Genomic DNA, 14,518 nt, shown 5'->3' on the forward strand with positions numbered 1-14,518 from the left:
GTCAGAACTCGAATCCCTTTCCGAGGTCCGGGGCCCGGAACTCGTCGGACGGGCCGGTGGCCGGCTTGAACAGCGGTGGTGGACCCGAATCGGGAGCGCGGCCCGCCTCGGTCGTCCATTCCGCAGCAGCGGCGACCGGTCCGGAGCGAATCTGATCGGGCACCAGAGCATCACTGAATTGGGTTGCCGCGCAGATGATTCCCAATCCCAGGCGCGCGCTGTGCCGGACGTCGGTGGCCACCCGCGCACCCGACCCGGTGATCGCGGTGTCGGTGAGCAGCGTCGTGGGGAACGATCCGGCGGGTGCGGCGGGCCGGTCGAGCCCGGCCAGGAAGTCGCCGACCGGCACCCGCGGGCCACCGGCGACCGCGACACTACCCACCAGTTTCCCGGCCAGCCCCGCCATCGGCCCGCCGAGCAGACTCAGCGACTCCTGCCACACCAGTTCGGCACCGGTGGAGGTGATGACGCCGTCGAACAGGTCCGACGACCAGCGGTCCAGGCCCGAACCCGTCTTGCGGCCCGGGTCGGTCCACAACGGCGAAGCGGTGGAGGAGAATTCGTAGCCGAACTGCGGTGGGGTGGCCACCGCGAGCATCTTGTCCCACGACTGGGTCAGCCAGCCCGGATGGAACAGGTCACGGCGCAGATAGCCCGCGGCCGTCGCCGTCTCCGCGTCGTCGGGCACCACCGAGCCCAGTCCCGCGGCCATCGGCAGACCCCACGCGACCGGGACCGGCTCCGGGTCGGCGTGGGTGTCGGGGCCAAGTGGTCCGGCGAGGAAACCTCCGATGGCCCGGCTCCACGACAGGAACTGCCCGTACGCGCGGGAGAGCCGGCGCAGATCGGCCGATGCCGTCAGCAGGTTCTGCTGATCGATCCGTTGCTCGCTGGTCACCGACTTACGCTGATGGATCAGGGCGAACAGTTTGCGCTGGACGTTGACGAATGCCACGGCCAAGCAGACCAGCGCCGCGACCACCGAACCGGCGACGATTCCGACGGCCGTCCAGGCGCCGATGACCTCCTTGTAGCCGAAGTAGCCGACCACCGCGGCCAGGATCACCAGCACCACGACCGTCACCTGTACCCAGCGGGCCAGTCGCAGGTCACTCGGCGGGGCCTCCGGGGCGGGCCGCGCGTTGCGCAGTTTCTCCCACAGGTACGCGACCTCCTGCTTGCAGTCGCTGAAGGCCTGCGCGAGAGCGGCACCGGCCTGCACGCCGAAACTGCGGGCGTGACCGTACTGCCACTCACCCAGCGCGGCCAGCGTCGACCCCGCTGCCAGACCGAGATCCGGGTTGCGCTGCAACTCGGTGAGCCGCTGGCGCAGGTCGATGATGCCGAGCGCGTCCGTGGCGTCGACGCCGTCGAAACCCACCGCCGCGGCGATGACACCTGGTATTTCGGTGAACCGCGCCTCGATCCCGGGCACCGCGTCCGCGGCGCCCGGCACGATCCCGCGCGCCGCGCCCACCCGGATCGGTGGGAGCTCGTTGGACCGCTCGCCCGCGTCACCGAGCGTCATCGCCGCGCGGGCGTAGTCCTGCCACACCCCCGACAGGTCCGCGGCCGCCTCGTGCACCGGGTGGTGGCCCGTGGTGTCACCGAACTGCCCTCCGGCGAGGGTGTCGCTCAGATGCCCCGAGGCGGCGCCGACCTCGGCCCAGCCCGCGTGCCGTCCGTCGGCACTCCGCCCCCGCACGACCACCTCGTAGGCGGCATTGCCCTCGGAGAAGACGGCCTGCTGCACCTGTGCGGCCATCCGGCCCGCAGCGTTGCTGACCATCCTGTTGTACCAGGACGACGGCGCATTCTTGATCGCCGCCCACAGGAAACCGAAGAACAGCTTCAGCGCCGCCCACCCGCTCAACGCCTCGACGGTCTCGGTCTCATACGCAAGCCGCGGGCCGCGCAGGACGTCACCATGCTTGCGCCACAACGCGTTCGCCATCGAATGGGACGCGAGCCCCACGTCGTCGACGTAGACCACGCGGGTGCGTTGATCGCCGGGCAACGGGAACTGCCCGCCCTGCGCCAGCACCTGATGCCGCAGCGCGGCTTCGGCGGCTGTGGTGTCCAGCCTTCGATAGTACGAACGGGCCAGTCGCACAACGCGACCCGGAAGAACGGCGGCGTCGTCGAGCGGGGCGTGGGACAGCCCCGACCACAGGCCGCACAGACCGGCGAGCACGGGTGCGGCGGTGCGGCCCAGGCTAGCCGGCGACGGATCTGCGGCAGTGGGCACCCGGCCGAAGTCGGGACCGCGCGAATCCTCCGGGGAGACGATGATGTTGTGCCAGCCCTCGACGACGGCGCCGTGGATGTCGGTCGCGCAGCCCTGCGGCCCGGTCAGCAGACAGCGGATCCGCACCACCGCGCCGGCCGCCGTCGCCGTGGCCAGCGCCGACACCGCCGACAGCTCCGCCGGGATCGACAGCCTGCGGTCACCCGCATAGGCGGGAACCAGCGAACACACCCGCAGCATCGTGGTGCGCTGCGTGGTGACGAACTGGTCGAGCCGCACGTCCGCGGCCAGTCCGCCCTCGACCACCGTGAGGCTGTCGGTCGGGACGTCGGCCGACGGATCGGCGATCCAACCGAACCGCTCGATGAGTCCGGCGGCCGACAGGTCACCGAGCGCGGCCAGCACACCGTCGGCACGGCCGGCCGGCGCGATGAATACGGTGAATGCCGACATCAGAGCATCCCTCCGAGCGGACCGTCGAATCCGGAACCGAACTTGGGCGCGCTCCAATCGTCGCCCTGCGCGGTGGGCACCGGCCCGATACCCTCCTGCTGAACGGGCCGTTTGGCGGCGACCGCCGCCGACGGCAGCAGAGTGATCAATTCGTTTGCGGCCCAATACACATCGGGCGCCAGATCACGGAAGAACGGGGTCTTGGACGCCTGGGCGCGAACACCGATCACCGAGAACACGCCGCCGCCGCGGGCCGGTGGCTGCCCCGCCGCGCTCACGTCGCCGGGCTTCATGAAGTGCTCGGAGACGAAGTTCGCGTAGTCGCGCAGGTAGGTGCCCGCCCGTTCCGCCCGTTCGTCGATGCTCGCCTTCTCCCCCGTGTCCTTGACCACCGACGCCAGGCCGGTTCCCGAGTCACCGGTCCGCAGCCAGTCCGCGAGGTTACGGTGGCCGGCGAGCAGGCTGCGCGCATCCGGTCCGGTGGTGGCGTTCTCCTGCGCACTGTCGAAGATGTGGCGCAGCGCCCGGTACGGCGCCATCGAGGTCATCACCGGCGGCTGATGCGACTGCGCGATGGCCAGCAGTACGGATTCGAGAACCGCAGGCAGCCAGTCATATTCGGCGAGGAACTCCGACGGCGGGGTCAGCAGGGGGTGCGGGAACGACAGCCACTGCCGGTTCTCCGCATCCCACACCCGCACCGGCTGGGTGAACGGCGGCTCGGGGGTGCGGACGAATCCGACGACCCGGCCCAGCAGCCACCCGGCCACCATCGCGCGCCGCTCCGCCTCGTGCATCGGCAGGCTCGCCTCCAGCGGGCGGGCCCGCCGGTACGTCCAGAACGCCGACCGTTCGGCGGGTGATGCCGCGAGCCACTGGCGTGCCGCCGGTTCGACCACCGATTCATAGGCCAGCGGCGAATAGTTGGGGTACGAGCCGAAGATATCGATGCGTTTGATGTTGCGTTCGTCGGTGAGTGCGTTCCCGAACGCCGCGGCGCTGTTGGAGTCGACGCGGATCCGTTGGGCCAGTGCGGTTCCCAATCGGTCGCCGAGTTCGAGTCCATGGAACGGCACGGCAGAGAACTTGTAGCGGTACACCATCTCCGACACCCCGTGGATGGCCTGCATGGCGTTCTCGTTGACGCTCGCGAGCGGACGCGCCAGGTCGACGGCCTCCCCGAACCGCAGCAGCAGATCCTGTCTGCGGGTATGCAATTCGGTCTCGGGCACCCGGCTTTCCGCGCCGGTCACGTACTCGCGCAACGACACCGCACAGAACCGGTCGAACGACTCGCCCGTGCGGGCGATGAATTCCCTTGCTCTGCTGAGAATTTCGGCTGGCGAGGTATGTACCTTGTACGCGGTGGGGGCGGCGATGAGGGTCTCGCCGGTCTCCGGATGCCGCGGGAACGCCCGCGATACCCACGCCGTCGTGCGTTCGACGACCGGACACGTCTCGCTCGGCGACCGCGTGCCGCCGACGGTGGTCCACGAACCGGTGATCACGTGCATCGACGCCCGCGTCACCGCGGTGCCGAACGCCTGGATGTCGACCGACGTCAACCCCACCGAACTGGGCAGGTCGATCTCGTAGCGCTGCTTGAACTCCGCGGACCGGGTCAGCATCACCTCGTTGTCGGCCTCGGCGAACCGTTCGGAGACGCGCTCGTCGGCGTCCGACGGCCAGGCCGCGTACTCATCGGTCTGCAGGTGCGCCAGACCCGACTCGCGGCGTGGAGCGGCGGCGGCCCGGCGCAGCAGCGACTGCGATTCGTTGAGCGCGGCGATCATCGGCTCGATGGCCTCGTTGACCAATGCCCCCGCGGCGGTGGATATCTGATAGGACAGTGCCGCGTAGATCTCCTGGGTGATCGTGGCCTGCAACCCGGCGAAGACCTGCTCGGACACCGCACCCGTAGTGGCCAGAGTGCCCTTGAGCGAGGCGAGGGTGCGTTTGACCTCGGGCGTGGCCTCGACGACGTCGGCCGGGGCATAGCCGGACAGATTGTAGGTCTCGGGCATCACCACGTCCTGCAACATGCGTGAGATCCTCTTGACAAGACCTGTGGCATAAGGTAATCCGAGCGTGGCGAGCGCATGGGTGACGGCATGTTCGAGCGCCGCCGCCAGCCGCTGCTGCCAGTGGTAGGCGATCGCATACGCGGCCGAGGCGGCATCGCTCTTGATCGTCTCGCGCTGCTCGGCCAGCACCCGGTACACCTGCGCGGCCCACTGCTCGCCGTTGACGCCCGGCGAGGTGTCCAGCCGCGGGCGCACCGTCTGGTTGACGATGGCCGCCGCATGCTGGTTGACCTGCTGGGTGGGCAGCACCACGTTCGAGAGCCACTGCGCGGTACCCGACGTGGTGCCCGCCCCGGCCAGGCCCAGTCCGCGGCAGATGTTGTCCCACTGATTGTCGAGGGCGGCGCCCACCTGCTCCTCGTCGGAGGCGGTGTTGCCCGGCCGCAAATGCCCGTGCAGGAGCCGGTCGGCACTACTGCGCGCCAGGCGCTGGGCGGCGTACTCGGCGTACCGGTCGCGGCCCATACTCAGGCTCGCGAAACCGAAAGTGCCCCAAGGGATGTTGTTCCACTGCCGGTTGCCCCAGCCCAGATACTCCAGCGAACCCTGATCGCCCACGCCGTTGGTGAGGTCCCACTCGACGAACTGCTGCATCGCCGGCGCCGACAGGGTCAGACCGGCCAGACCACGCCCCAGACCCCGGTACACCGCGTCCGGGGTGCCGTCACCGAACACGGTGCGCTGGGCACCCACGTAGCGGCCGACCGGGAACACACGGGCGAACGGGATCCGGGCGCCCTCGCCGTGTTCGTGACCGAGCGCCCGCAGCAGCTCCACGTCGGAGCGGCGGGCCGACCCGGTCTGCGCGGCGACGATCTCACCGAGCATCGCCAGCGCGTTGGCCCGGGTGCCGGTGACCGCCGACGGCGGTAGCGTCTCGAAGATGTCCGGGGTCACCATGAACACGGCCATCAGCCGCGGATCCACCCCCTGCACCAGCGTCAGGACACGGCAGATGTCCAGGGCCATCGACGCACCCGCACCGCCGGCCATCGACGACACCACCAGTACCAGCGGCTGATCGTCGGGACGGTAGGCCCCGGCGCCCGGGATGTGCAGCGACCGCATCTCGGTGTCGGTGGACGTCAGGTACAGCTGATCCCACGCCCGCTGCAACGAATCGCGCACCTGCCCGACGCGGCTGAGCGTGATCATCCGGCCCAGCGCCCGGTACTGGCCGGCACCCGTCGACAGCGGCGTGTACACCGTGTCAAGTTCGCGGGGCGCCCAGGTGGCGATGGTGTCGAGTTGCTGACCGGCGGCCAGACGCTGCGAAAGCGCGTTGTCGAGAACCTTGTAGCTGTCGCTTTCGGGTCCGGTGCCCACGTACACACCGTCCTGATCGCGGACCGAGCCGACACCCTCGACCCGCGACGGCGAGGTCGGCACGTCCAGGTGGACGAACTGCCAGCCGGCCGGGATGCGACCGATACCGTGTGCCGCCAGGTCCGACCGCAGCTGATCCATCATGTAGGCCAGCGTCGCGCCGCCCGATCCGCCACAGCCGACGATCAGTAGTCGCCTCATATGTCCCTCAACCCCTCGCCGTGATCCGGTCGGATCACTTGGTTATGCGTGCGTGAAAGATTCATCACCCGAACGGATTCGGTCTGTCTCCGGTTCCCGGACCACCCTGATTTCCCGGACCACCCTGATTACCCGGACCGCCCTGATTTCTCGGACCGCCGGGTGGAGGACCGAATGGGTTGCCGCCGAATGGGTTGCCGCCGAATGGGTTTCCTCCCTGCTGCGGCGGAACCTGTCGGGGTGGACCCTGTTGGGGCCGGAACTGTTGCGGCGGCCCCTGCTGTCCGGGTGGCGGGCCGAACGGGTTGGCCGGAGCACCGCCCGCACCACCTGTGCCGCCACCGCCGCCGAAGGGATTGCCCGGACCCGACGGCGCCACCGGACGCTGGTCCTCGGGGAGGTTGCGCAGCGCGTCGGCGCGCAGTTGCGGCAGTACTCGCGGCAGATGCTCGGTGACCTCGGCGGCGAGCCGGTCGATCACGTCGCGGCCGACGTCGCCGACGAGCATGACCACCGTGGCCGTGTTCTCCGGTCCACGCGGATCGTGCAGCACGAACCAGGTGTTGTGTACGGCCAGCGGCAGACGGGCGTCGGGCGTGGCGCCGGTCCGGTCACCGGAGCGGCCGGCCGCACCCGCCAGACCGGGCGCGGTGGCCACCACGTACCCGGTGCCGAACGGCGACCGGCCGATCCTGGTGCGCAGCAAGATCCCGCCCAGGTCGAGCCGGCGCGTCGCAGACCCGGTGCCGGGCACGAGCTGGACGAACTCGTCGTCGCGAACGGCCAGCGGCCGGCCACGGTGGGTCAGGGACGGCCCGCCGTCGCGGGTCAGGGACGGCCCGCCGTCGCGGGTCAGGGACGGCCCGCCGTCGCGGGTCAGGGACGGCGCGCCGTCGCGCATGACGGACGAGCCGTCGACGCGGACCTGGATCTGTTCGGCCCGCAACGCGCGGCCCGGAATCCGGGCGGTCAGCCACTTGGCCGCGTACAGCACCAGCAGCGGGATGAGCGGCCCGAGGACGAGCCCGACGATCAGTGCGATGAGGAAGTTCGTGGTGTTCAGCGGCTTCTGCAGTGCGGCGGTGAACGGGACCTCGGTGGCGATCGGTTGCTCGCCGGCCTGCTCGGGTCCGAGCATTACCCGCAGGGTGCCGTTGACGTCGCCGTTGACCGCGGTCGGTACGGCCATGCGGACGGTGAGTTCACCCGACGCGCCGTCGACGACCTTGACGCAGGAGTCCTTGGCCGCGGCGTCGGAGCTGATCGCGAGGCCGTCCGCGCCGTCGGGTGCGGCGACGACGGTGGTCTTGTCGAGCCAGACGCAGCCCGGGCCGGTCACCTTCAGGGTGGCCGTCGTGGTGCCCTCCCCCTCGAATGTGCCGAAGTCGAGCTTGGCGTCGACCTTGGGGTAGCCGACAGGTGGGTCGACGGTGACCGGTAGCTCCACCGTCGACGGCGACAGCGCGGTGCCCTGTACGAGCGTGCCGTCGCTGTCGCGGGCCGATGCGGTGGTCACCGACAGCGTCATCCGGAGCGTGGCCCGGCCGGGTGCCACCGAACCCAGATCCAGCGATCGGGCCGCGGCGATACGGCCCTTGGGGATGTCGCGCCCGATGGAGATCGCCTTACCCGACGCGGGAACGAGTTCGGTGGTCAGCGACGCCGTCCCGGGGATGCCGGCGGGGTCGACCTGTTTGCCCGCACCGTTGCGCAGGCCGAACTTCATGTCCACGGTGTTGCCGGAATGCAGGGCGGTGTTCTTCCCGCCGAGCCAGGTGGCCGTCAGATCACCACGAATGTGTATCTGCGACTTGGTCTTTGCCGCGGAATCGGAGTCGGGGGCGATGAACACCAGCGCCCACGCGCCACGCCACTGCGCCGCCTGTGAGTTGGTCATCCGGACAGCGACGGCCTTGTCACCGGGGAAGTCGTAAGCGATCGTCACCCCGCCCACCTCGGCGCTGCCCTGCTTGTCACCGGCCATGCGCGTTTCGGTGCCGTCCGGGGACACCAGCACCGGGGTCAGGCCGGTGCGGTCGGCACTGGCCAGGATATTGACACTGCCGACAGACGAATCGAGCACGAAACGATGCTTGCCCGAGTCGCACACCTTGACAGCGCAGGCTCCGGTCTCGTTGGTCAGCGGCGGCTGTCCCGGGGTGCTGAGTTTGTCGAAGGTGAACAGCAGTTCGTCGATGTCGTCGGCGAGGTAGAAGTCGCCGGGCACCGGGCTGCGCACGTCACCGCAGGTGCCGGTGGACGTCTGCTCACCGGTGGCGATGGACTTGAGCAGATCGAAATCGGCCGCCTTGACGTCCTTGCCGGCCAGGCCGATGGCGACGGTGATGATGTCGGACGAGCGCACCTGGTCGACGAGGCCGCCGGGACGGCACAGACTGGTCTTGGCCGCCTCGACCATCTTCTTGCGGTCCTGCTCGGTGTCGAGGGAGACGCCCGGCGCGTACGGCTTGTCCGCGCTCGACCGGATGGTGAAGTCGAGCTTGCCGTCGGTGAACCAGGCGATCATCCGGCACGTCGGCGCGTCACCGGACTGCATCGTCTTGCGGGCCCCGTCGAGGGCGAGCCAGTAGTCGGTGTCGGTGCCGCCCGCGCGGTCGGCGAACCCGTCGAGGGTGGCGGTAATCGAATCGAGGGACTTCTCCGACAGAGTGGTCCAGCCCTTGCGTTCGCTGTAGGTGTCGGAGAATCCGGCGATCGCCACATCGAGGGACACGCCGGTGTCGGTGGCATAGGTACTGAGCTGTTCGGTGAGGAACTTGGCCGCGGCTACGCGCGCGGCGTCGGGGTCGGTGACGGCGAGGCTGCGTGATTCGTCGACCAGCAGCAGCACCCGGCCTTCCTTGGCGCCGGCCATGCACGCACCGAACCGGTCGATGCCGGACTGGTCGTCGGGTGCGGCGCCGGCTGCCGGCGTCCCGGTGAGCGTGGCCAGGAAGGTCAGCAGGATCGTCGCGGCCAGCGCATGCCACCTCATCGGCGTCCCACCCAGATCGCGAAACCGAAGGCGCCGACCAACACGCCCGCGGCCACCAGCACCATCACCGCCACGTAGGCGCCCATGATCCAGCCGGGCCGCAGGTACACCGCCGACGTGCGGCGCATCGTGTCCTTCGAGGAGAACAGCGCCACGACACCGATCGCGATCGGTCCGGCCAGCAGCCAGCCGATCAGGCTCTGCCACTGCGCCCAGAACAGCGCACCGATCGCGATACCTGCGGCGGCGAGCACACCGGAGGCCACCAGCAGTGCGGTGGGCGGTCCGACCGGTGTCAGGTCCGCCTGTGCCGGGGCCGGTGGCGCCGAGTATCCGGGGACAGTACGGGCCTGCGGGGCTCCTGCCGGGGCGAATGGTCCCTGCCCGAACGGACCTCCCGGGGGTGGTCCCTGCGGGCGCCCACCACCGGGCGGCCCGAACGGCGAGCGGCCCGGACCGCCGTTGTTCACGGGGCCGCCACTGCCGGGGCCAGGCCCAAAGGGGTTACCGGAAGACACCCTCGCATCGTTCCACATCGCACCGGCGGTTGGGCGCTGCCGACGCCGGATTCGATCCTTTATCCGACGCTATTGATGCTGGCCGAGCTGCATGTTGATCTGCTGGTTGATCTGTTGCAGCCCGGGAGCCGACAGTCCGGCCAGCTGCCCCTGGATCGACCGGACGATCGAGCTGTCGTTGATGACCTTCTCGCTCGACTGCACCAGTACCGTTCCGGCGCCGGTGAAATCGAACTGCCGTTCCTCGCCGGAGTTGATGCCCATCCGGCGGCCGGCGGCGGCGATGAAACCGTTCACCCACGCTTCGTCGTAGTGATGGCTCGGCGACGGGCAATCGGCCCAGCCCACCAGCGCTTCCGGGTCGACCCGCACCGGCGGTTCGATGAACATCACCGGCCCGCTGGAGGAGGCGAGGAACTTGCCGCTGCCGATCAGGGTGACGAAGCCCGGCACGATCGACTGATTCATCGACAGGGTCGGCTGGAAGCCCAGCAGATTCGCCGACCGGATGGTGAGGTTGCCGTCGTCGAGATCGTAGGAGTTGATGTCGTAGCCGCGGTCGCCGATGACCAGCTTGCCCTGGCCCTCGGCGACGACGAAGTCGGCCAGATACAGGGGCGCCGAGAATTGCTGCGCCACCATCTGCAACAGACCGCCCTGCAGGCCGTGCGTCAGCGCGGTGAACCGCATCTGCCCGTAGTAGGCGATCATCGCGCCCTTGGACATGAACCACGGCTGGGTCAGGTCGATGCAGTAGGCATATTTGTTGCCCTCGATGTTGTCGTCACTGGGCAGGGTGTGCGGATTCCACACCGTGTTGTACACGCTCACAGTTGTTTCTCCACTCACATCTTCTGTTCGGATGCCTGCACGTACACCACGCCCTGACCGGTGCATTCGAGCTGCATGGACTCCCCGCCGCCGCGGCCGACGTTGCGCCAGCTCATCGCCGACTTGAGCGTCGAATTGACCTGTCCGGCCGAGGCGACGAACGCCTGCGGGTCGACGAGCACCGCGCCGCCGGGGTTCACCGGAAGCTCGAAGATGCCGCCGTGGCCGAGCACCACGACGCTGCCCGCACCCATCAGCTGGGTGGTGAACATGCCCTGCCCGGTCATCGCGCCCGCGGCCGCGTTACGCAGCGACCCGAACAGGCCACCGCCCCCGCCACCGCCCTGGCCGCCAGAGGAGGCCACCGACACGATCGACGCCTGGATGTCGGCGGTGCGGGCAAGCAGCCGGGACGCCTCGACGCGCATCTGCCCGCCGACCGATCCCAGGTTCACCACCGTCGCCTCGATGCCGCGGAAACCGTAGTGCACCACGCCGTTTCCCTGCGCGAGCATCGTGGCCTCATGTTCGCCGGAGAGCATGCGACCGGCCATCCCGCCCATCATCCCGCCGCCCATGCCCCCACCCCCGCCGGGGACCTGATGGGGTTCGAAGTACACCTGCCCGGTGTAGAAGAGCATCGCGCCGCGCCGGGCGACGATGGGCCCGGACTGTGCGAGATTGACCGAAACGACCTTGCTGTTGACCGCTGTGAACACCGCTGGGCCTCCTATCGTTCAGCCGGCTGGATGGAGACGACGCCGGTGCCGGCCCAGCGCAGCGAGAACGCCTCGCCACTGCCCTGGCCGACGGCGGTGCGCCACGACACATCGGTGTCGAAGGACTGGGTGAGCTGGCCGCGAGCGCACACGAACGCGTCGGGGTCGACGACCAGCGGGTACTGGGGGCTGACTTCGAGGTGGATCAGCGGCCCGCCGCGCGAGAGCAGCGCCACCTGCCCTTGTCCGGCGACCGTGGTGGTGAACAGCCCCTGACCACCGGCCATGCCCCGCACACCGGCGAACGTGACGTTGGTGGTCAGGTTTCCGGCCAGCAGCAGCAACTGCTCGGACTCCACCTGCAGCGTGTCACCGTTGAGGTCGATGATGGTCACCTCGGCGGCATCGTGGGCGAAGTACACCACCCCGTGCCCCGTGCACTCCATCAGCGACAGGGATTCGCCGGTCGCCTTCTGTTTGAGGCCGGCCACCACGCCCGCACCGCCGCCGAATCCGGCCGACTTGAACGTGACCTGGCCTTCATAGGCCACCATCGAACCGCTCAGCGCACGCACCGAGGTGCCCGCGAGGTGCGCTTCGAGCACCCGCTTGGATCGTTGTACCAGTTGCACGAGTCAGATAGTGACACACCGACGGGCGCTGCGGAATGCCCGGCGGAGCATCAGATCGCGTTGTCCGCCGTCCGACCGACACGACATGCGCCGATTAGCATCGGTGCCGTGGCCGGGAACTTCGTCAGACGCGTGTTCGGGGGGCGCTCGCGTGTGCAGGGCGCGCAGGTGCAGGAACAGCTGGGCGCGCTGACCACGGCCTTTCTCGACCTCGAACGACAGCTCACGCAGATCGACGCCGCCGTCGCGCCGGCCCGCGAGATCAACCCGAACTCGCCGGCCGCTCGCGACTGGCCGCCGCTGCGCGACCGGCAACTTCAGATCGTCGGTGAGTACCTGCGGCTGACCGCGACAACCGATCCCGGCGCCCGTGACCACACCCGGCCGCCGTCGCCGGCGGAGATCACCGCCTGCATCGACGCCATCGGTGCTCTATCGGGCGACATGGCCCGCTTCGGCCAGGTCCACCACAACGAACTGACCTCGGCCGCCGGTGCCGCCAGCCTCGCGGGCCACGAAACCCACCAGGCGAAAGTCGCTGCCCACCAAGCACTCTCCCAACTCGATCAGGCGCCGGGCGCCGCGCGCAGGCTCCGGACCGTCGACGGCGCCGCCCGGGCTGTGCGCGAGGGACTGCCCCGGCTCGATGCCGCCACGACGATCCCCCAGCGTCGTCGGGAGGCGGCGGCGGTCACCGCGGCGGCCCAGCGGCTGCACGGCGTGCTGACCGAGGCCGCATCGTTGCCCGAGCAGGCCGACCGCGTCATTCGGTCGGTGGAAACCCGGATGTCGGCCGTCGGCCACCGCGCCACCCAGATGCCCGACGCGCTGTCGGCACTGCTGCGCGAGTTCAGCACCGACTGTTCGAAGGATCTGCGCGACAATCAGCGTGCGGTGGACGGCCATCTCACCGAAGCCCGCGACGACATCGAACAGGCCCGCCGGCATGTGCGCACCGACCCTGACGTGGCCATCACCGACGCCGAGCGGGCCCGCGATCATCTCGACGAGGCGCAGCGGGCGGTCGACCAGGTGCTCGATCGGCTGCGCACGTTGCGCGATGTGCGCGCCGATCCGGCCGGGCATGAACGCAAGGTGAGGTTCCGATTACGGGATGCGCAACAATTCGCCGTCAACAATTCTCTGGTTGACGATTGGGGTTCTGTGCTCGACGCTCAAGGCGACCGCATCGACCGGGCAAAAACGACGCTCGGCCGCATACACCCCGACTACTGGGCGTACTGGACCGAACTTCGCGCGGTCGATGCCAGGATCACCGAGATCATCGACCGCATGAGAGGACAACTCGCCGCGAAATGAGCACGCCCCGATTCCGGCACTTCCATCACCTCGACGACGCCGTCGTCGAACGCCTGTTTCTCCATAGCCCCCAGCCGGTCGGGCACGACGATCCGACGCGGGTGCTGGCCCTGGCACTGGGCGCCACGCTGTACGTGCCCGGCAACCGGGCCGATCTGGCGCGCACCATCGAGCGGCGCTTCGCCAATGGGGTGACGTCGATGGTCATCGACCTCGAGGACGCCGTCGCCGACGACGAGGAGGACCACGCCGCCGCCTGTGCCGTGGCCGCCCTCGACGAACTCGCCGACGGGCCGGCGGCGGCGATGCTGCTGTTCGTGCGCACCCGCACCCCCGAACGGATCCCGAAGATCGCCGCCGAACTGGGCCCCGGCCGCACGGCCCTGTCAGGTTTCGTGCTGCCCAAGTTCACCTCTGCCATCGCCCGCGACGGGCTCGACGCGGTGGTGCGGGCCTCGGAGGTGCTCGGCAAACACCTGTACGCGATGCCGGTCCTGGAATCGCCGGAGATCGTGTACCGGGAGACCCGCGACATCGAGCTCGGGTCTATCGCGGAGATCCTGGGCGAGTATCGATCTCACGTCCTGGCCGCCCGGATCGGCGCCACCGATATGTGTGGGATGTTCGGCATCCGCCGCGACCGCGACCTGACGATCTACGACGTGCGCGTGGCCGCCGACGCCATCGCGAGCATCATCAACTACCTCGGGCGCGCCGGCGACGCCGGCCACATCATCACCGGGCCGGTGTGGGAGTACTTCGCCGACCACGAGCGGCTGTTCCGGCCCACGCTGCGGCAGACCCTGTTCGCCGACCACGACGCGGTGCTGTTCCGGCAGCACCTGGTGAGCCGCGACATCGACGGCCTGCTCCGCGAGATCGCACTCGACCGGGCCAACGGCATGCACGGTAAGACCGTCATCCATCCCACCCACGTGGCGGCCGTGCACGCACTGTCGGCGGTCACTCACGAGGAGTATCACGACGCCGTCGACATCGCGGGCGGTGACGCCGGCGGGGTGCGCACCTCGACCTATCGTAACAAGATGAATGAGCTGAAACCGCACCGTCGTTGGGCCCAGGGTGTGCTCGACCGGGCGCACGTTTTCGGGGTGACCAATCCGAACATCACCTTCGTCGATCTGTTGACGGCGCTGGTTCCGGCGTGAGCACATCTCTCGAAAGCAGCTG

Annotated in this window: 9 protein-coding genes; 2 read left to right on the forward strand and 7 right to left on the reverse strand. The window is 69.3% G+C overall.

Annotated features, from left to right (window positions below):
- Position 1: 1 nt before the first annotated feature.
- From KDB67_RS19025 to KDB67_RS19055, 7 genes are all read right to left on the reverse strand, one after another.
- Positions 2 to 2,701: a hypothetical protein gene (locus KDB67_RS19025; protein WP_291019233.1), complete on the reverse strand. Its 2,700-nt coding sequence runs from the start codon at positions 2,699 to 2,701 to the stop codon at positions 2 to 4.
- A complete protein-coding gene (locus tag KDB67_RS19030; RefSeq protein WP_291019236.1) occupies positions 2,701 to 6,312 on the reverse strand; it encodes a tubulin-like doman-containing protein in 3,612 nt (1,203 codons plus the stop codon). Before KDB67_RS19030 ends, KDB67_RS19025 begins: the two co-directional genes overlap by 1 nt.
- A gap of 64 nt (positions 6,313 to 6,376) precedes the next feature.
- Entirely contained in the window at positions 6,377 to 9,307 is a 2,931-nt protein-coding gene (locus KDB67_RS19035) for a VWA domain-containing protein (RefSeq protein ID WP_291019238.1), read from the reverse strand.
- Entirely contained in the window at positions 9,304 to 9,777 is a 474-nt protein-coding gene (locus tag KDB67_RS19040; RefSeq protein WP_291019240.1) for a hypothetical protein, read from the reverse strand. Before KDB67_RS19040 ends, KDB67_RS19035 begins: the two co-directional genes overlap by 4 nt.
- A 117-nt stretch (positions 9,778 to 9,894) precedes the next feature.
- Entirely contained in the window at positions 9,895 to 10,656 is a 762-nt protein-coding gene (locus KDB67_RS19045) for an AIM24 family protein (RefSeq protein ID WP_291019243.1), read from the reverse strand.
- 14 nt (positions 10,657 to 10,670) lie between these two features.
- Entirely contained in the window at positions 10,671 to 11,375 is a 705-nt protein-coding gene (locus tag KDB67_RS19050; protein ID WP_291019245.1) for an AIM24 family protein, read from the reverse strand.
- Between the two features lie 11 nt (positions 11,376 to 11,386).
- Positions 11,387 to 12,007, reverse strand: coding sequence for an AIM24 family protein (locus tag KDB67_RS19055; protein ID WP_291019249.1), 621 nt, complete (start codon positions 12,005 to 12,007; stop codon positions 11,387 to 11,389).
- Positions 12,008 to 12,115: 108 nt separating this feature from the next.
- Between KDB67_RS19055 and KDB67_RS19060 the strand changes: the two genes are divergently transcribed.
- A complete protein-coding gene (locus KDB67_RS19060; RefSeq protein WP_291019252.1) occupies positions 12,116 to 13,327 on the forward strand; it encodes a hypothetical protein in 1,212 nt (403 codons plus the stop codon).
- A complete protein-coding gene (locus tag KDB67_RS19065) occupies positions 13,324 to 14,496 on the forward strand; it encodes an HpcH/HpaI aldolase/citrate lyase family protein (protein ID WP_291019254.1) in 1,173 nt (390 codons plus the stop codon). Before KDB67_RS19060 ends, KDB67_RS19065 begins: the two co-directional genes overlap by 4 nt.
- Positions 14,497 to 14,518 lie beyond the last annotated feature (22 nt).

Origin of the sequence: Gordonia sp. (in: high G+C Gram-positive bacteria) (assembly GCF_020438995.1) — a bacterium.
Classification (GTDB): Bacteria; Actinomycetota; Actinomycetes; order Mycobacteriales; family Mycobacteriaceae; genus Gordonia.

Bases quoted from the DNA above. Each gene is read 5' to 3' on its own strand.
- KDB67_RS19065 (WP_291019254.1), top strand. From the start codon at position 13,324: ATGAGCACGCCCCGATTCCGGCACTTCCATCACCTCGACGACGCCGTC.
- KDB67_RS19035 (WP_291019238.1), bottom strand. From the start codon at position 9,307: ATGAGGTGGCATGCGCTGGCCGCGACGATCCTGCTGACCTTCCTGGCC.
- KDB67_RS19030 (WP_291019236.1), bottom strand. From the start codon at position 6,312: ATGAGGCGACTACTGATCGTCGGCTGTGGCGGATCGGGCGGCGCGACG.
- KDB67_RS19025 (WP_291019233.1), bottom strand. From the start codon at position 2,701: ATGTCGGCATTCACCGTATTCATCGCGCCGGCCGGCCGTGCCGACGGT.